At 40.2% G+C, this 19,680-nt stretch carries 16 protein-coding genes; 15 read left to right on the forward strand and 1 reads right to left on the reverse strand.

Annotation, left to right across the window (positions count from 1 at the left end):
* The first annotated feature begins 282 nt into the window (after window positions 1-282).
* The 12 genes from CDZ94_RS19140 to CDZ94_RS19190 all read left to right on the forward strand — a co-directional run bounded on the left by CDZ94_RS19140 (window position 283) and on the right by CDZ94_RS19190 (window position 14,303).
* On the forward strand, window positions 283-1,617 hold the full coding sequence (locus CDZ94_RS19140) for a short-chain fatty acid transporter (RefSeq protein ID WP_096439865.1): 1,335 nt from the start codon (window positions 283-285) through the stop codon (window positions 1,615-1,617).
* A gap of 90 nt (window positions 1,618-1,707) precedes the next feature.
* Window positions 1,708-2,301 (forward strand): class I SAM-dependent methyltransferase, encoded by a 594-nt coding sequence (locus CDZ94_RS19145; protein ID WP_096439867.1) that lies wholly within the window; start codon window positions 1,708-1,710, stop codon window positions 2,299-2,301.
* Window positions 2,302-2,324: 23 nt separating this feature from the next.
* Window positions 2,325-2,486 carry a hypothetical protein gene (locus CDZ94_RS21450; protein WP_157911786.1) on the forward strand — a complete coding sequence of 54 codons (162 nt, stop codon included), beginning with the start codon at window positions 2,325-2,327 and terminating at the stop codon, window positions 2,484-2,486.
* Window positions 2,487-2,749: 263 nt separating this feature from the next.
* A complete protein-coding gene (locus tag CDZ94_RS19150) occupies window positions 2,750-4,594 on the forward strand; it encodes a PAS domain-containing sensor histidine kinase (RefSeq protein WP_198520865.1) in 1,845 nt (614 codons plus the stop codon).
* Between the two features lie 137 nt (window positions 4,595-4,731).
* The gene (locus CDZ94_RS19155; protein ID WP_210421734.1) at window positions 4,732-5,160 is read left to right on the forward strand and encodes a hypothetical protein; all 429 of its coding nucleotides are present in this window, start codon (window positions 4,732-4,734) and stop codon (window positions 5,158-5,160) included.
* Window positions 5,161-5,468: 308 nt separating this feature from the next.
* Complete coding sequence (gene eutH, locus CDZ94_RS19160) at window positions 5,469-6,554, forward strand: ethanolamine utilization protein EutH (RefSeq protein ID WP_096439873.1); 1,086 nt, start codon at window positions 5,469-5,471, stop codon at window positions 6,552-6,554.
* Between the two features lie 537 nt (window positions 6,555-7,091).
* Complete coding sequence (locus CDZ94_RS19165; protein WP_321196094.1) at window positions 7,092-7,742, forward strand: ABC transporter permease; 651 nt, start codon at window positions 7,092-7,094, stop codon at window positions 7,740-7,742.
* Window positions 7,743-7,759: 17 nt separating this feature from the next.
* Window positions 7,760-8,725 carry an ABC transporter ATP-binding protein gene (locus CDZ94_RS19170; RefSeq protein WP_096439875.1) on the forward strand — a complete coding sequence of 322 codons (966 nt, stop codon included), beginning with the start codon at window positions 7,760-7,762 and terminating at the stop codon, window positions 8,723-8,725.
* Window positions 8,726-8,739: 14 nt separating this feature from the next.
* The gene (locus CDZ94_RS19175) at window positions 8,740-9,477 is read left to right on the forward strand and encodes an ABC transporter permease (protein WP_096439877.1); all 738 of its coding nucleotides are present in this window, start codon (window positions 8,740-8,742) and stop codon (window positions 9,475-9,477) included.
* Window positions 9,478-9,628: 151 nt separating this feature from the next.
* The gene (locus tag CDZ94_RS19180) at window positions 9,629-10,552 is read left to right on the forward strand and encodes a glycine betaine ABC transporter substrate-binding protein (protein ID WP_096439879.1); all 924 of its coding nucleotides are present in this window, start codon (window positions 9,629-9,631) and stop codon (window positions 10,550-10,552) included.
* Window positions 10,553-10,776: 224 nt separating this feature from the next.
* Window positions 10,777-12,900 (forward strand): PAS domain-containing sensor histidine kinase, encoded by a 2,124-nt coding sequence (locus CDZ94_RS19185; RefSeq protein ID WP_096439881.1) that lies wholly within the window; start codon window positions 10,777-10,779, stop codon window positions 12,898-12,900.
* A 14-nt stretch (window positions 12,901-12,914) separates the two neighbouring features.
* Window positions 12,915-14,303, forward strand: coding sequence for a sigma-54-dependent transcriptional regulator (locus CDZ94_RS19190; RefSeq protein ID WP_096439884.1), 1,389 nt, complete (start codon window positions 12,915-12,917; stop codon window positions 14,301-14,303).
* Window positions 14,304-14,425: 122 nt separating this feature from the next.
* Here the strand turns inward: CDZ94_RS19190 and CDZ94_RS19195 are convergent, their stop codons facing one another.
* Window positions 14,426-14,713 carry a hypothetical protein gene (locus CDZ94_RS19195; RefSeq protein WP_096439886.1) on the reverse strand — a complete coding sequence of 96 codons (288 nt, stop codon included), beginning with the start codon at window positions 14,711-14,713 and terminating at the stop codon, window positions 14,426-14,428.
* Between the two features lie 272 nt (window positions 14,714-14,985).
* Here CDZ94_RS19195 and CDZ94_RS19200 point away from each other — a divergent pair, with 272 nt between their 5' ends.
* The 3 genes from CDZ94_RS19200 (at window position 14,986) to CDZ94_RS19210 (ending at window position 19,633) form a co-directional block, all read left to right on the forward strand.
* On the forward strand, window positions 14,986-16,002 hold the full coding sequence (locus tag CDZ94_RS19200) for a LacI family DNA-binding transcriptional regulator (protein ID WP_096439888.1): 1,017 nt from the start codon (window positions 14,986-14,988) through the stop codon (window positions 16,000-16,002).
* A gap of 239 nt (window positions 16,003-16,241) precedes the next feature.
* Complete coding sequence (locus tag CDZ94_RS19205) at window positions 16,242-18,329, forward strand: amylo-alpha-1,6-glucosidase (RefSeq protein WP_096439890.1); 2,088 nt, start codon at window positions 16,242-16,244, stop codon at window positions 18,327-18,329.
* A gap of 41 nt (window positions 18,330-18,370) precedes the next feature.
* Window positions 18,371-19,633, forward strand: coding sequence for an ABC transporter substrate-binding protein (locus CDZ94_RS19210; protein ID WP_096439892.1), 1,263 nt, complete (start codon window positions 18,371-18,373; stop codon window positions 19,631-19,633).
* Window positions 19,634-19,680 lie beyond the last annotated feature (47 nt).

The raw sequence follows: 19,680 nt of genomic DNA on the forward strand, positions 1-19,680 counted from the left end.
ACTAGAATATTCACTTTTAAGTGGACAGCTAACTTCAGAACTCTCGTCTCAAGGGAAGGCCACCTTTGAGACTTAAGAACATATGCGGGAGCTAAGCCGTTTTTCTTAAAGAGTTACGAAAGTGCCACGTTTCGATGTCTAGCAAGGCGCCATCGTCTCGTATCAAATAATCTGTCCGATTAAAAGTAAAAATCACTTTTATCGGATAGAACATTTGCATGTCGGGTACACGGGCGCCTTACGCTTTTCTAATTACATGAGAGAGGAGTGCAATACAAAGATATGAATGCGCTTACAAATTTTTCGACAAAAATCATGCAACGCTATTTACCGGATCCTTTTTTATTTGTTATCGTTCTTACATTTGTAGTTTTCGGCATGGGGCTTTTTTTAACGCCAAGTTCGCCAATGGATATGGTCTCTTATTGGGGGAATGGCTTTTGGGATTTATTGGAGTTTGCCATGCAAATGGTTCTTATTTTGGTGACGGGCTATGTTTTGGCATCGAGTCCGCTTTTTAAAAAGCTGCTGCAAAAATTAGCAACATTGGCCAAATCTCCTGGTCAAGCAATCGTGGTCGTTACCCTTGTGGCGTTGTTTGCTAGCTGGGTAAACTGGGGTTTTGGTCTTGTCATCGGTGCGTTATTTGCAAAAGAGCTTGTAAAGCAAGTACCAAAGGTTGATTACCGCCTGTTAATTGCGAGCGCTTACAGTGGTTTCGTTGTTTGGCATGGTGGATTGGCAGGGTCTATCCCTCTGACTGTTGCTACGAGTGGTCACTTTTCCGAAGATATCATTGGACTTGTTCCTACAAGTGAAACGATCTTTTCCCCGTTCAACCTGGTGATACTCGCAGCGCTATTTATTACGGTTCCGATTCTGAATCGTCTGATGATGAACGAAAAGAATGCTGTGACGATTGACCCGGCGCTATTGGATAATGATGAAAGTGCAGCTACTGTCGAAAATGACGACCTTTTGGGGTCAGATGAAGATACTCCAGCAAAACGATTTGAAAGAAGTAAACTTATCTCATTGTTTACGGGTATTTTAGGAATTGTTTTTATCATTTACTACCTTGGTATGAATGGATTCGATCTCAATTTAAATATCGTAAATTTCCTATTTTTATTTTTGGGAATTCTTTTCCATGGTAAACCGCAAAACTTCCTTATTAGTGTAGGTAATGCGGTAAAAAATGCAGGCGGAATTATTATTCAATTTCCGTTCTATGCAGGAATTATGGGAATGATGGTTACATCAGGACTTGCAGTCGAGTTTTCACAATGGTTTGTTTCTATTTCTAATGGGACGACATTCCCACTCTTTGCATTCCTCAGTGCTGGTATTGTCAATTTCTTTGTTCCATCAGGCGGAGGACAGTGGGCAGTGCAAGCACCAATTATGTTATCAGCAGGTAGCGAGCTAGGTGTTGATGCTGCAAAAACGGCTATGGCTGTTGCATGGGGCGATGCGTGGACGAACATGATTCAACCGTTTTGGGCCCTACCCGCTCTGGCAATTGCGGGCTTAAAAGCACGTGATATTATGGGGTTCTGTGTTATTGTGCTGTTCTTAAGTGGAGTTATCATCGGTCTAGGTTTAGTACTATTATAGAGAAGTATCATATACAAAATGCGGGGATCTGTTTTCTAAACGACGGCGACGCTTAGGGAAAGATCCCGTATTAAATTGGAGTGAATGTAGATGAGTGGGAACTTATACGAGCAAACGGCGAGGTACTATGACTTGGATCCAAGGCCAATCGTTAAAGAAGATTTGGCGTTTTATGAACGTTATGCAAATATACAAAGTGGTACGATTTTAGAACTTGCTTGTGGTACAGGACGGGTATTGCTTCATCTTGCACAAAAAGGTTATGACGTGACTGGTATTGATTTGTCTGAAGCGATGCTCAGTGTCCTTCATGAGAAGCTAGCTATTTTAGAAAACGAAGTCCAAAAACGGGTTAGGACTTCACATCAATCAATGACTATGTTTTCATTTGATACGACATTCAGCCTTATCACTATTCCGTTCCGATCGTTTCAAGTATTACATACCCGTAAAGAACAAAAAGCGTGCTTGACGCAAGTGCATAAGCACCTCGCAGCGGATGGGCGGTTTATTTTACACGTATTCCGTCCTTACAGGACCCTTGATAAATCATGGTCTTTCCAGAACGCATTCAGTGGCAAGCGACAGACCCTCAAGCAAACTGTCTCGTCACGAAAACCGATCGCGGAGTGTCGATCGACATTGAAGACCAACTTCTTGTTGCTGAACAAGTCTATAAAGTGAAATGTTCAAATCGAGAGGAAGAAGTGGTAACAAAACAGCAGTTGTCGCTCACCTATTTTTATGAAGAGCAAATTCGAGCGTTACTCAATGAATGCGGATTTAAAATCGTTGAGTTTTTCAGTGGTTTTCATGAGGAAAAACCGCAAGTGGGTAACGAAATGGTTCTCGTTTGTAAAAAGAAATAATAAAATTAACCGCTTGATGCTTAAAAAATTTTGTATTCTAAAGTTATATCATTCTGGATTTTGAAAAGTACCTTTTGTTTTGAGAATGGTGCTTTTCTCATTCAAATTTTTATATTGCTAAAATAAAATAAGAATTTGTGGGCTATATTTCTCGGTGATTTTACACTATTTTTCATAAAAATCAAAAAAGTTCCGGCAAAGAATCAATTTTTTGATAAACTAAGGGAAAGACCAATTTAGTGTAAAGATATGAGGTGGAAAAATTGACGGATCGAGTTTCTAATAAGTTGACTGACGAAAAATCAATCACTTTGCCGAGAGAAGGGCAGGATCAACCATATGAGTCCGTTTCGTTAATTTTTGATCGATTAAGCGATGCGATTCTAGCTGTTGATGAACACTATTTTTTTACATATGTAAATAAGGCAGCTTCTCATCAGCTGCAAAAAAGTAAAGAGGAATTGATTGGTCACTACTTTTGGGGAGTTTTTCCAGAAGCGAGGGATACGAGAATATACGATGCATTTACGCAAGCGATGGAAGAACAAAAACCAACTGAATTGGAGTTTGAATATTATTCTCCTCTGAAAACATGGTTTAATATTCGCGTATATCCTTCTGAGAGTGGACTAACCGTCATCTTTAGAGATTTCACTTACCGACAACAAGCACTGCTCGCAGTTAAACAAAGCTACCGAACGTTATTTGACGAGCACCCGGATGCTGTTTGTTCTTTTGACTTAGATGGTTACTATCTTGCTGTTAATAAATCATATGAAGAAATGTTTAATCTTAAAGAATCCGATATAATTGGACAGCATTATCAGACCAAGTTAGATAAAAAACATTTTGACAGAGTAGAGCAATTGTTTAAGGCGGCTCACGAAGGTAGACGCTTTTCTCTTGAATTTAATCTCACCAAAGAAGGAGAGAAACCGTTTATCGTTCAATGGACAATTCTCCCTATTACCGTTCAATCAAAAATTATCGGTACATATTGTATTTTTAAAAATATAACGGATCACCAGTTCAACATCCAGGAGCTAAAGCGAATCAATCATATGAATAAACTCATTCTCGAATCTGTGCAGGATGGTATTTTAGGCATTGATAAGGATTATAATGTGGTGATGTGGAACGAAGCGGCGGAACGAATTACCGGCTTTAAAGTAGAAGAATTAAATCCAGATGTTTTTAATCAACTGATTTCAAATTTATATGCTGATGGGTTGGGGGACGTAAATTCCGTTCGCTCGCTAAATGAACAGCTATTGAAAGAGGATGGGATTAGAACGACAGATGTGCCCCTTTATCGTAAAGATGGTACACCTTATATTGCTGAGTACTCTGTTACCCCTATGGTGTCGGACGAAGGAGTAGTAGGGAGTGTGTTTACTTTTCGGGATATAACAGAAAAGAAAAAGTCTGAAGAAATGCTTCACCAATCTGAAAAACTATCTGCCGTTGGACAATTGGCTGCGGGAATCGCTCATGAAATTCGAAATCCGCTCACATCTTTAAAAGGATTTTTACAGTTAATTGAAGTAAATGGAAACCAAAAGAAAGAGTATTTCGACATTATGAAATCCGAGTTTGGACGAATTGAACAGATTCTGACTGAGCTTTTAATTCTCTCAAAACCACAAACACAAGAAAGAGAAATTTGTGATATTGATGAACTACTTGTACATATAAGTACATTACTCGAAACCCAAGCTATCATTAAAAATATTGAAATCGTGAAAAATTTTAAAGCTACCGGGTTAAAAGTAACATGCGCTCAACACCAAATTAAACAAGTGTTTGTAAATTTACTCAAAAATGCGATTGAAGCAATGGATAATGGGGGAACGATCCGTCTCTCATTAGAAAAAGTAAACCATACAGCTATCATTAAGGTTATTGATGAAGGGTGTGGTATTCCACAAGAAAAGTTAAATCGAATCGGAGAGCCGTTTTACTCTACAAAGGAGACGGGGACTGGACTTGGTTTAATGGTGACTTTTAAAATTATTGAAGAGCACGGTGGAACTATTCAAGTAGATAGTCAGGAAGGTGTAGGGACGACTTTTATCATTACTTTTCCTATAACAGGAAAAGGAGAGTAGAGAGGGGAAGTCATAAGACTCCTTCTCTTTTTTGTTGAGCTTGTAATCGTAAACTTTGTTGCTGACTTTTATTCGTAGTAAAATCCATATTAGAATGGAAAATTTAATTTTGAAGTTAGAAGAAGGAGAAAATCATGTTGAAAAAAAGTAAAAAGTTTTTTATCCCGTGGGCATTCGCTCTTGTTTTATTAAGTGCGTGTAATTCTGCAGAGGAAGAAGCTCAGCTAACCTTTGAACAGTTTATCATTGCACTGGACGATGCCTCAATCAGTGACATTACTGATCACGTAACTGAAGATTTTGTTGAACGAGAGTTCGGTGTCACCATGGATGAATTCGAAAGCGAGTCCGAACTGATTGATGAACAAATGGGAGAGGTCCTTGCAATGTTCAATTACGAAATCCAATCATTCGAAGTTAATGAGGAAAGCGAGAAACGAATTGAAGCGACCTATGTAATCACAATTACTGAGGAGGAAGAAGGCACGGAAGAAACTGAGGCAGGAAGCGTCGTTCTTATCCATAGTGATAATGACGAATGGCTTATTGACATCATGGACGATTAAGAGGCTTTGCCCTATACAATTTTGTTTGGAAAATCTGGTGTCTAATGATTTTACTTACTGTAATTGGGGAAGATTGCATACCTTTCATGAACTGCAGTTTTATGGTGTGAATATTTTGTTGCTTCACAAATGAAGCGTCCGGTAACATTCTGATTTATAGCTTGATCTGGCACCGATAACCCGAATGAGGTTTTTCAAGCGCTGGTCAATGAAGGAGCCGATGTTCATGCAGGGTAAAAGTAAGGTTTTACAGCGTGGATCTCGTACTTCATTAATGAAGCACGACAACATAGATTGAGGCGATACGGATGTGGATGAATGATGTGATTGTATGGATTGTAGTGTTTTTTGCCATTGTAGGTGCTCTGGATCGGATAGCTGGAAACCGATTTGGGTATGGGGAGTCATTTGAGAGAGGGTTTATGGCTATGGGGCCGGTGGCATTAGCAATGATTGGAGTTATTTCTTTTTCACCAGTGTTAGCTGATTTACTTAGGCCATTTATCACTCCGTTGTTTCAGGCAATGGGAGCGGATCCTGCTGTTTTTGCGGGAATGCTGTTTGCCATTGACATGGGCGGTTATCCGTTGTCAGTTGACTTAGCTGAATCGACGGAGGTCGGTTTATTTTCAGGAATTATTCTGGCAACAATGGTCGGGCCTGTCTTTGTATTTACAATACCAGTAGCCTTGGGGATTATCGATAAAGCAGACCACCCGCTGTTTGCAAAAGGGATTTTAATTGGACTCATTCCTGTTCCAATTGGTGCTTATATTGCCGGACTAGTTGCTGGATTTTCTCCAACTCTATTAATAGTGAATCTTATTCCAGTGGTATTATTTTCTCTTATTATTGCAATTGGTCTTCTAGTATGGCCAGGTCATTTCATCAAAGGATTTATTGGGTTTGGTAAGGTTATCATAGCATTTCTAACGCTGACAGGAGCAGTAGTCATCTTTGAAACATTAACTGGATCGGTTCTCGTACCAGGTACTGCCCCGTTTGTTGATGCTATCGAAATTGTCGGTCTCATCGCGATCACGCTGGCGGGTGCGTTCCCACTCGTTCATTTTTTGCGAACAGCGTTCCAGCGAGTCATCGAACCTGCTGCAATACGTCTTGGGATTAAACAAGTGTCGATTGTTGGCCTTCTTTCTTCATTAGCACATAGTATTCCAATGTTTCAAGTGCTCAACGAGATGGACGAGCGAGGAAAAGTGATTAATGTAGCTTTTGCTGTTAGCGGGGCATTCGTATTAGGGGGGCATTTAGGTTTTACTGCTTCAGTTGAACCAGAGATGATTACAGCGATGATGTCAGGTAAGCTGACCGCTGGCATTCTTGCTTGTGCTATTGCCTTTTTTACGGTGAAAACAATTAAATATAGAGGATAAACGGCATCCTTCTTGAAACTAAAGTAAGGTAAAGCAGTAATATAGGATTATTGTAATTTGAAAGATGTAAAAATTTTATGGATTACTAGATTTTATTTTTCGATGTTCATCTAATTAGCAGCCTAAATCATATCGTGATTTAGGTTTTTTTCTGATCCATGTGATATTAACAATTATTGTAACGGGCAGGTTAGTACAAGGAGAAATGAGATTTATAACATCTAAATTATTCAAATCAAGTTCTTTTCTTAGTCTTTTTATATGATTATTTTCGTGCGGGGACTGTCCCCCGACAATTTGTTCGGGGGACAGTCCCCGCACGAATTTGTGACAATTATTTTGACGATTCGTCAAAATTTTTTTACGTTTTCTGGCTTACTAATTTTTATGAAGGACGAATAGGGTGAGGGGACCTGTTATTCATCCTTGGTGTAGAAGCTTTTTGTAGTTGGTTTGAAACTTGGCACGCAGCTTGCATTAATACTACTTGGGTGCAAGACGCGAAATCGTTTTATTACATACAGGAGGTGCTAGATTGTGGGAGCTTGGCAATATTTTACGAATAATATGGATTATATTTTAGAGCTGTCCGTGCAGCATATTCAGCTTGTAGGATTGGCCGTAATTATTGCAATTTTAATTGGTGTACCTATAGGTATATATTTGACGACGAATGATGATTTGGCTGAAGCTGTTTTACAAGTTGCAGCAATTATCATGACAATTCCGAGTATTGCTTTGTTTGGAATTATGATTCCAATTTTATCAATTATCGGTCATGGGATTGGTTTTTTACCTGCGCTCATTGCTCTGATTCTATACTCACAATTACCGATCATTCGAAACACGTATGTAGCAATTAATAATGTAGACCCAAACATGCGTGATGCAGCAAAAGGGATTGGCATGACGCCGTGGCAGCGATTAAGGAAGGTGGAAATTCCAATTGCGATGCCTGTGATTATGGCAGGTGTAAGAATGGCTGTCGTTCTTAGCATCGGAATTGGTGCAATTGCGGCCTTTATAGGTGCAGGTGGATTAGGTGTCCTCATCGACCAGGGAATTTCAAGAACAAACCGGGATATGGTTCTCGTAGGTGCGGTTGCTGTTTCTGTTTTATCTATCATCATTGATACGTTACTCGGATTATTGCAACGTTGGTTAACACCAAAAGGAATTTCGTCTTAACTTGAGGAGGGACTTTTATGATAGAGTTTTCAAATGTAACGAAAGTGTACGAAGGTGATGTGAAAGCGGTAGATGATGTTAGCTTTGCAGTTCCGGAAGGTAACATCGCGGTATTTCTTGGACCTTCCGGCTGTGGAAAAACGACATTGCTTAGAATGGTAAACCGATTGGTTCCATTAACAGACGGGATGATTTCGATAAATGGTGAAGATACAGGCTCTTTGAATGAAATTCAACTCCGTAGAAAAATCGGCTACGTGATCCAGAGCAACGGACTTTTCCCAAATATGAATATTGAACAAAACGTCCTTGTTGTACCGAACTTGCTAGGCTGGGACCGAAAAAAACAGCGGGAACGCTTCAACTATTTAATGGACCTTGTTGGACTAAATCCGGACGAATATCGTAATCGGTATCCAAACGAGCTATCAGGAGGTCAACAGCAACGAGTCGGTATTATTCGTGCGATGGCAGCGGATCCGCCAGTTATGCTGATGGACGAGCCATTTGGAGCACTCGATCCGATCATTAGAAATCGCATCCAAAATGAGTTTTTACAAATACAAAAAGAAGTACAAAAGACAATCCTTTTTGTTTCTCACGATATTGATGAAGCGATCAAAATGGGGGATCAGATTGCGATCTTTAAAGATGGAAATCTCATGCAATATAATACGCCATCTAAACTTCTCGCCAATCCGAAAAACAACTTCGTAAGGGAATTTGTAGGTACAGACCGGGCGATTAAAAGCTTGAGTCTTTACAACATCTCGGATTTATTAGAAGAAAAACAATTGAAGCCTATGAATGTGGAATCCCGTCTGCGGGTGAAAGCGAATATGAACTTACGTGAAACGATCGCAATCTTGTTTACGGAAAAAGAAGATGAACTTCTTGTTGTAAACGATGCGGATGAACCGATTGGTTTACTTTCGATTGATGAGATTCAAGAATATTTACAACAGTCGATTGAATGTGTGTAAAGGGGAGTGAGAAGATGAATGCAAACAAGATAATCGCTTTCGCTTTTAAAGGTATTTTTTGGCTACTGATTGCTTACTTTTTTTTCTGGGCCATCTCGAACGGATACTTCGGGTTCATCTTTGATCAAACCGAAGAATTTCTATCTTTATTGAGACAACACTTACTTCTTGTTGGCCTTTCGTCTTTGCTGGCCCTACTTATTGCTATTCCGGTCGGGGTCTTTGTGACCCGCCCGCAGTTTAAAAAGACAGAGTGGTTTTTTATGAATGCGGCGAACTTAGGACAAACCCTCCCGACGATTGCCATTCTCGCACTAATAATGTCTTACCTCGGAATTGGCTACCAGTCTGCTGTGTTTGCTTTAACGGTATTTTCAATTTTGCCGATTCTGAGAAACACAGTGGCTGGCATTAACTCCGTTGATGCAGAAGTCATTGATTCAGCAACAGGGATGGGGCTTACTCCATTTCAAATTCTTTATAAAGTAGAGTTACCGAATGCCAGTTACCCGATTATTGCTGGAATCCGCACTGCAATTGTTATGAACGTTGGCGCGGCAGCCCTAGCTTATCTTGTCGGAGGCGGTGGGTTAGGTGATTTAATTTTCACGGGAATCGTCCTTCGAAGTAATGAGTATTTGTTGTCCGGTGCTGTACCGGTCACGCTTCTTGCGATTTTAATTGATCAGCTTTTAAGACTTATGGAACGCGTCATTGTACCACGAAGCTTAAGGCCAGGTTCGGGATCTTAATGTAATGATCTTTTATAAAGGCTGTATTCGTAGTCGAATCCTTGCATAGCGTGACGTTCTTTCAAAAAACTCAACATATTATGTATAACGTTTTTAATAACAGACCAAATGAAAAACAAACATTATTAAATAAAAGATGGGGGAATTTACAATGAAAAAAATGATGACAGCACTTTCAGCAACAGCTTTACTTGCGTTAGCGGCGTGTGGAAATGGTGAAAGTGAAGCCGGCAGCGATTCAAAAGGAGACATCGTTGTTGGGGGGAAGAATTTTACTGAACAGTATGTTTTAGCGAAAATTACGTCGATATACCTTCAGGAGAATGGCTACAATGTGGAAGAAGCAGTGAACATGGGAAGTGAGGTTGTTCGTGAAGCACTTGAAAATGAACAAGTTGATTTATATTGGGAATACACTGGAACTGCTCTTGTAAACTATTTAGGTCAAGAACCCCTATCTGAAGATGAAGAGGCGTATGAAGTTGTTAAAGACATGGATCTTGAGGAAAACCAGATTGTATGGCTAGATATGGCTGATGTTAATAACACCTATACATTAATGATGCGTCAAGAAGATTCTGATAAAATGGGTATTCACAGCATGACGGACCTTGCTAGTTTTATAAATGAAAATCCTGATGAGTTAACCTTCGCGTCAGATGCTGAGTTCGCTACTCGAAGCGACGGTTTGCCAGGTGCTGAAGAGCATTACGGTTTTGAGTTTGGATCAAATAACGTAAACCGAATGGATGCAGGCCTTACATATCAAGCGCTCCGTGACGGCGATGTAGCTGTTTCTATGGGATTCGCAACGGACAGTCGAATTAAAGGCTTTGACCTTCTTAACTTAGAAGATGACGAAGACTTTTTCCCAGCATATAATGGTGCCGTTACGGTTCGGGAAGAAATTCTTGAAGAGCACCCTGAATTAGAAGAATTGCTTCAACCTCTAGCTAAAAGTATTGACACCGAGACAATGACCGAAATGAACTATCAAGTGGATATCGAACAACGTAACGAGTCGGAAGTAGCTCGCGAATGGTTAGTAGAGAATGGCTTGATTAATAAAGAATAACTAGAAAAAATCTGTGCAGAGTTCATGCTGCGCAGGTTTTTCATTTAAAGGGAAGAATTTAAGAGGGAAGGTTTGGCGCTGTTTCTTAAGTTCCGGAAGTGAGATAAATGATGAGTTAACGTACGACTCTATCATTTTCTAACCTATCCAAATGTGGTACGCCCCCTTATTATTGCTTGTTTCGTGTTAAAATGACAAAAGACGACGAAATGGAGTTGTAAACGATGAAATGGCAATTGCCCCGGGGGCTAACGAAGAGATTTATTTTTTTAGGGTTATGGATCTTTTTATTGCCGATGACGCTGATTTTCACATTGGCAATTTTTTTGTCACAACAAACACTTGAATCTCAATCAGACAGGCAAACGTTTGAAGCGGCTAAGTCATTATCTAACCAAACACGACAAGTATTTAATCATCAGATAGACGTGCTTGAAACGTTTGTTCTTGATTATCGTAACGATCAAAACCTTCAACGCTTAAGTGAGCGGGCTGCAGAACATTCTTTACGCGAACCACTATTTTCAGAGCTTGCGTTCTATGATCAAAACGGTGAACCTGATATCACTGACGAGTTAAGAACAAACGTGGACGCCATAACAGAAAAAGTTTTCGAGGAATCTGTTTGGCGTCGTTCGAGCTTTGTTAAAAGTAAAACGGTAGAAAACGGCCACGTGTCCGTCTTTATTTCCGTTCCCGTTCAAGAAGAAGATCATGCCGCCATCCAAGGCGCGCTTATTGGAAAAGTGAATTCATCTTACTTATATCATCTTATTCAATCGAGTACGATAGGCAGTGAAGGGAGAAATTTATTAGTTACAACGGATGGGGTTGTGTTTACCGATACACTAGGAAATCGTTTCCGAAACGAATACCTTCAAGATGAAGCGTTTTTTTCCCTTCTTGATCGTGGAAAAATGGGTTCATGGCGAGGTGACTTCTTAAATGAATCTCAAGTGCTAGGCTACATGCCGGTGGACCGGCTACCGTTTTATGCCATTACGACACAGCCAAAATCCCAAGCATCCGCTCCAATATCCACATTACAACGTGTATTATCGTCAGGGTGGATGCTCTTATTTATTGCAGGAATCATCTTACTTGGCATTAGCGCGAAATGGATTGTGAATCCGGTCCGTAAACTCACGGACCAGGCAATGAACTATGCAGAAGGGGAAAGCTGGCACTTGAAAGTCCTTGAGGAGAAAGATGAAATTCGCACACTCACCAAAGCAATGCGCTATATGGCAGAAGACCTTCAAGAAAAAGAACGTTTTCTACAACGAATCCTTGAGTCCTTTCCTTATGGTGTGATTTCAACAGATTCTGATGGATTAATTACCTCGGTGAACCGGGAAGGAGCCGAACTTTTTAATGAAAAGCGGCAAAACTTTATTGGAAAGCCGATTGAGGCGATTCCGTCGAAAGGATTGAGCCGACATGTGCGTACGCTTTGCCAAAAACTCAAGCCTTTAAGCAAAATAAGTGAAGAATTTTCTTTTATCAATTATGAGCAACAAAAATTGATCATTAAAGTGTCCTCAACGCCATTATTAAATGAAAATCGCGAGATCATTGGAGTGCTAACAACCTTCTGGAATCATACGGAATACCGAAAACTTGAACAGCACCTGCAACGCTCAGAACACTTAGCTGCCATTGGACAAATGACAGCAGGCCTTGCTCACGAGGTGAAAAATCCATTAGGCACGATTCAGATGGCTGGTGATGTGATTGAAGCCGAGATCGATGAAATTAGACATAAGTATCAGCTCAACACGCCAGGGGTCGTCATGATTGGAGAAGCCTCTTCAGATATCCAGGAAGAATCGAAACGTTTAAATGAACTTGTGACTCGTTTTCTAAAAATGAGCCGACCTCACAAGGGTGAAGAAACCTCAATTAATATTGGTCAGCTTATCGAAGAAGTCTCTAAACTTGTTTCCCACCAAATGAAACGGGCGGACATTGAATGTATTGTTCATCAGCAAGAAGAAAATTTGACGGTTGTGGGAGATCGTAATCAACTATTTCAAGCGTTTTTAAATCTCTCGCTTAATGCTCTAGAAGCGATGAAAGAAAAGGAAAATGGAATGTTGTCAATCACGGTAAGTAGAGTACGAGGTTCGGTGAAAATATCGTTTCATGATAATGGTACAGGCATTCCTTCTGGGAAAATAAAACGTATTTTCAACCCATTTTTCTCTACAAAGCAAGAAGGTACAGGCCTCGGTTTAGCAATTACTCATGACCTGATTAATGAACATAAAGGAAGTATTGAAGTCGAAAGTGAAGTAGGGAAAGGGTCAGAATTTATTGTTCGACTCCCTCTGCAAAAGGTTAGGTGAATGGGGGATACGAAATGACGACACATATTCTTCTTGTAGACGATAATTCAAAACTAAGAAGATTAATGAAATTAACTCTTGAAAAAGAGGGGTACGATATTAAGGAAGCAGAAGACGGCGAAGTTGCTAAAGACCTCTTCGTGGAACATCATTTTGATATTGTATTAACAGATATATTATTGCCGGATACTACTGGAATAAAACTTCTTGAAGAATGGAAAGAAAAAAAGCCAAATGTCTGTTACATTTTGTGTACTGCATATGGGGATGTAGAAGATGCGGTTCAGGCGATGAAACTAGGAGCTTTTGATTATTTGACAAAACCAATTAAAGCTGAAGAATTGAAGGTAGTCATTAAGCGGGCTGTGGACTGGGTACGCTTGAATGAAGAAAATCATTATTTGAAGAAAGTATTTAAAGAAAAGCGTCAGCTTCATGATATGGTCGGCATTAGTGAGAAAATGAAACGTGTATTTGATATGGTGCATAAAGTTGCCAATCAAACGATTACTGTTCTTTTACAGGGTGAAAGCGGTACAGGAAAAAGTCGCTGCGCCCAAGCAGTTCACCTTGAAAGTGACCGAAAAGAACAGCCTTACATTGAAGTAAACTGTGCAGCTATTCCGGACCAGTTATTAGAAAGTGAACTGTTTGGTTATGCGAAAGGAGCTTTTACAGGGGCAAACCAATCCCAAAAAGGGAAATTTGAAGCTGCTCATAAAGGGACCTTGTTTCTTGATGAAATTGCGGAAATATCTCTAGAACTTCAAGCTAAACTTCTTCAAGTGACGCAAAACAAAACGTTTTATCCGCTTGGAAGCAATGAACAGAAGCAGGTAGACGTTCGGCTCATTGCTGCAACGAACAGTGACCTATGGGAGATGGTTCAAGGAGGGACGTTCAGAGAGGATCTCTATTACCGATTAAACATCATTGGCATTCATATACCCCCACTCCGTGAACGGACTGAGGATTTACCACTATTAATTGAGCAAATGATCCAAGAAATCAGTGAAGAACAAGGGCAATCATATCAGTTAGAATCAGGCTTATTAAAACAGCTTAGCGAATATAGTTGGCCAGGAAATATCCGGGAACTCTACAATGCGATTGCAAGGGCGGCTGTTTTATCTGAGGGGAATATATTAAAACTAGAAGATTTTCCAAACGAATTTAAACAAACGGTCAAAAGCGATAATGCACAAGAGACGGGGGAATTGCAAGACGAGGCACAGCTAGGAGAAGACTTTTCATTGACAGACCGACTTCAAAGCTATGAACAAACAGCCATTGAAGAAGCTTTGAGACAGGCCCGCGGCAATCAAGCTCAGGCTGCCGAACTCCTGGGGATATCCCGACAAAGCCTCTTGTATAAAGTAAGGAAATATCAAATCGAACGGTAAAGACGTACTCGCTAAACCGCGAAATTAGACTTTCATCAAAATTATTTTGTTTTCCATTGCGAATGCTAATTTGACGACTCATAGTAAAGCTGAAGGGTAGGACAAAACCTTCAGCTTTTGTGTTATTCATGTAAATTTACTTTTTTCTTAATCGCTTCCAAACGTAATTTTACTTTTGTCATAAAAATCTGGAATCTTGACTGCTTTACTTCATTATTTTTTGGAGTACTTGAACGATCAGGAGCAGGCGACTCTTCCCATTCTAGCAAAAGCTGCTTATGAGACGCCGCTTTTTCAGTGTGTCGTTTTGCACCATAGTAATAACCTTTGGTGAAGTGCCAACGATACCGAAACCGATGCCAGTGTATGCGGAACGAGCGATTTCTGATAAGTAGAATTCGTTGTCTCATAGTAACCCCCCTTTCGATTTGTATAAACCTTATGTAAGTAGTACGATAGCTGTCAAGTTCCCTTTGGTAACTTCTCAAAAGTGCAGGACAGTGCTTATTTACCTATATTTCTTTTACCCATAATATTCTTATGAGTAAACGTTTATTCATTGAGGCTTTTCATTCACGAGTTACTTGATCTTACAATTGACTGAATTTTCTCTTGAAATCGCATACAAAGTTGTGTAAAGTTTAAGTTGAAAGGTTTACCGAAACGTTTTGGAGGGTACTTAATGGCTACAATTAAAGACATTGCAAAAGCTGCAGGCGTTTCTGTGACCACAGTTTCACGAGCGCTGAATGGTTACGATGATGTAAATGAAAAGACAAGAAATCGAATTAAAAGTATTGCTGATGAGTTAAAGTATAGTCCGAATGCAGTGGCTCGAAGTCTCGTCATGAGTAAAACGAAAACTATTGGACTTCTCGTATCCGAACTTAATCGATCTGGTGCTAAGGATATGTTTACTTTTGAGGTTATGTGTGGCATCAATGATTCTTCTTCAGATGAAGGCTACGATTTAATTCTCTTTAGTACCAATTCTGTCAAGCAACAGTCTAAAAGTTATTCACAACTTTGTCGTGAAAGACAGGTTGAAGGCGTAATCATGCAAGGAGTGAAAACGGACGATCCGTATTTAGAGGAAGTAATTGAAAGTAACATTCCATGCGTTCTTATTGATGTCGAGCTTGAAGGTGACAACGTAGGTTATGTAACGACCGACAACGTGTTTGGTGCGCAAATGGCAATTAAACACCTAATTAATCTAGGGCATAAACATATTGCCATGATCAATGGACACGATCAAGCACTCGTAAGTCAACGTAGATTAAGCGGTTACCTAAAGGAACTCGATGAAGCGTCCATTCCATTTCGAGAAGAATATGTTCTCAATGGAGAGTTTTTAGAACCCAAAGCTGAAACGGTTGCTTATGAATTTTTACAGAAAAATCCAGAAGTAACAGCCATTTTCTGCGCAAGTGATTTAATGGCGTTAGGGGCTATGAGGGCTGCTCAAAGGTTAGGGAAAAGGATACCTAATGATTTGTCGATCGTAGGTTTTGATGATATTACGCTCGCACAATATGCTAATCCGCAACTTACCACAATTGCACAAGATAAATATCAAATGGGTTATGAGGCGGCTAGATTATTAACAGCTATGCTTCATAAAAAAACGTTGCAAAGAAAAATGATTTTAGATAATCAACTAATCGTAAGAGGATCGACAACAGCGCCAAGAAACTGAAATGTCCTTCCTCTTTTTTTGAAAATAACCGAAACGTTTCGGTTATTTGTTTAAAGATAAATTTATAAGACGACAGCTACCTTCACGCCACTCATCTCAAGGGAAAAGCATTCTTGAGACTTTAAAACATACGGCGGAAGCTAACGCTGTTTTTAATAAAAGACCGCTGTGCGGTTTTTCTTAACTAACGACCCGAAACGTTTTGGTAAACTAGCAACCTAGAATTGGAGGCATTAACTATGAACTATCGAGTTATTAAAGAGAATGATTTGTTTTTGCTCACTGATGAAAAAGGAAACATTCCTGAAAATCATCCATATGGGCCAGGACTCTATACGAAAGATACCCGTTTTTTAAGTAAGTTTGATCTAAAGATCAATGATGAAGAGCCAATTTTACTTTCTTCTGAAGCAGAAGAAAATTATGCAGCTACGATGATATTAACAAACCCACATCAGGAGAAAGGCGGCGAAGTAAAGTTATGGCGTGAATCGGTTGAGCTTAAGAGAAAGCGCTTTATTTTTGATGGGGTGTGTTACGAAGCTATCACAGCTAAGAACTACAACCCTAAGCGGACAGCGTTTCAAATTAGTTTACATGTAGATGCCGACTTTCACGATATGTTTATCGTCAGAGGATTTCAAGATGGAAATGTAGGTAAAAAAGCTGCAAACAAACTTGAAAAAAACCACCTCCTTTTAACTTATGACGGTGCTGATGACATAAAAAGACAAACAAAAATTGAGTGGAGCTCGGAGCCTTCCCACGTAACAGAAGAAGGAGACATTCGATTTAATCTTGATCTGGATCATGAGGAAGAAAGAACGATTGTTTTTACATTTGCTCCTATTGTAGGTAACGAAACGCTTGTTGTTTATAATCCACAGGAAGCTTTAAAAAAATTGCAGAGCTCTTATGAAGAGTGGATAGGTGAGACAACGAAAGTTAAAACGGATAATCCGACGTTACAACGCCTTATCGATAGGGGGATTGGCGATTTACGGGTTCTCCTAACCGATTTAGGATATGGGAAATTTCCTGTAGCAGGTCTTCCGTGGTTTGGGGTTCCCTTTGGACGAGATAGCTTAATTGCAGCGCTACAAATGCTACCATTTAATCCAGAAGTAGCAAAAGGAACATTAAAAACGATGGCGAGTAAGCAGGGGGAAGCCAAAGATAGTTGGCATGACGAAGAGCCAGGAAAGATCATGCATGAAATACGCTTTGGAGAGCTTGCCAATACAGGACAAATTCCTTTTACACCTTATTACGGAACGATTGATGCTACACCACTCTTCTTAGTTCTATTGAGTGAATACGTAAAATGGACAGGGGACCTTGTATTTTTTACAGAACTTGAAACAAATGTGGAGCGTGCACTTACATGGATCGACAAATACGGCGATCGTGATGGCGACTTATTTGTCGAGTATCATCAGGAGTCATCAAAAGGCATTGCGAATCAGGGGTGGAAAGACAGTGGAGACTCGATCGTCCATAGGAACGGTGACTATGCTAAAACACCGATTGCCTTATCCGAAGTTCAAGGCTATGTATATCAGGCAAAAGAGAGTATGGCAGCAATTTATGGGAAGCTAGAAAAATTAGAAAAAGCGGATCGATTGCGAAGGGAAGCTACCAAACTTAAGGATGCCTTTGAAAAATCCTTTTGGATGGAAGACCAAGGCTACTATGCTCTTGCTCTGGACCAGGATAAAAAGCAAGTCGGTACGGTTACTTCCAACCCTGGGCATGTGCTCTTATCCGGACTGCTTAATCAAAACCGTGCAAAAACAGTGAGTGACATGCTAGTGTCTGAAAAAATGTTCTCTGGCTACGGGATTCGCACGATGGGTAAAGGTGAAGCGGGGTATAATCCAATAAGCTATCACAACGGAACCATTTGGCCCCACGATAATAGCCTAATCATTCTCGGAATGAGCAAAACGAAGAACCATGTACAAGCAGCAACGGCTATGAAAGGTTTAATCGATTCAGCTCTGTCCTTTGAGTACGATCGCTTACCTGAATTGTTCTGTGGATATGATGCTAAAGGAAAAGCAGTGAAGTACCCAGTTGCCTGTTCTCCACAAGCATGGGCAGCTGGAACACCCCTACTGTTTGTCCAAGCTATGCTAGGACTTTTCCCGGATAGTTTAAACGGTTCAATCGAGTATTGCCCTCAGCTTCCAGAAGGTGTAAATGAGGTTGAAGTGAAAGATATGAAGATTGGAAATGGCAAATTATCTGTTCGTGTCGTAAAAGATGGTGAACAGTTCCGAACGGAGATTTTAGAAAACTCAACCGGACTATTGATCAATTCTTGATTTTACGATGAAAATCCTTAACGAATGAAAGGGGAAGAAAAATGAAAAAAAACAACTGGTTGAAGGTACTTGGATTAGGGTCACTCGTTACAATTGGAGGCATGTTAGCTGCATGTGGAAATGGTGATGGTGGAGCTTCTGGAGATGAAGATAGTAGTGAAGAAGAAGTAACGATTCGCTTAACGGGCTGGCAATCTTCGCCTACCGAGCAGCGCTATTTCGAAAATACAATTGCTGCATTTGAAGAAGAGTATCCACACATTAATGTCGAAGTGGACACGATCGCTGATCAGTATATGGATGTTTTACGTACCCGTTTAATCGGTGGAGAAGCAGCGGATGTGTTCTTTTTAGAGGCTTTTGAAGCACCAGGTCTAATCGAATCAGGTGTTCTCGAACCACTTGATGACTACGTTACTGATGAGTTTGACATAGATGATTTTCAACAGCCTCTAATTGAAGCATTCCAACGAGACGGACAGCTTTGGGGTCTTCCTAAAGACACGTCCACACTTGCTCTGTTCTATAATGAAGATCATTTAGAAGAAGCAGGATTTGACAGCCCTCCTGAAACATGGGATGAGCTTGAGGTAATGGCTAGAGAGCTTACTGTTGATAACCGCTATGGCTTTGGTGTCGTTACTGACCTGGCCAGGCTTATGTTTATTGCTGAATCAGGTGGAGGAGAAATTACAAAAAATAACCTAGCCAATTTCTCAGACCCAAGTGTGTTAGAAGCTCTGCAACCTATAGTTGATATGAGAAACGAGAAAGAAATTGCCGCTTCTCCTTCAGACGTAGGTGCTGAGTGGGGAGGAGATATGTTTGGTACGGAACGCGCATCTATGATTATTGAAGGAAACTGGATGCTGCCATTTATGGAAGACGCATTCCCGGATGTTAATTTCGGAGTCACTGAAATTCCGATGATTAACGATGAGAAAGGGTCGATGGCATATACAGTGTCCTATTCAATGAATAAAGCCTCTGAACAAAAAGAAGAAGCGTGGCAGCTTATTGAATATTTAACAGGTAAAGACGGGATGGAAATTTGGACGTCGAGTGGTCTGGCACTACCTTCACGTGAGTCGGTTGCTGAACAACTAGACTACGCAGATGACGACATTTATGTACCATTTATTGAAGCATCTTCTTATGCAACTGTTTGGTCGGATGATACAAACTTGCCAATCATAAACTCGAACTTTGAAAACCAGTTTTCTAGTGCATTCCTTGGAAATCGCTCGCTTCAAGAGGCGTTAGAGGAAGCTGAACGTGTAGCTAATAATGAGATACAAGACTAGAGTTAGATTGAAAGGGGGAGGATTCTCCCTTTCTGCTTTCCATGCAG

Source organism: Alteribacter populi, from assembly GCF_002352765.1.
GTDB lineage: Bacteria > Bacillota > Bacilli > Bacillales > Salisediminibacteriaceae > Alteribacter > Alteribacter populi.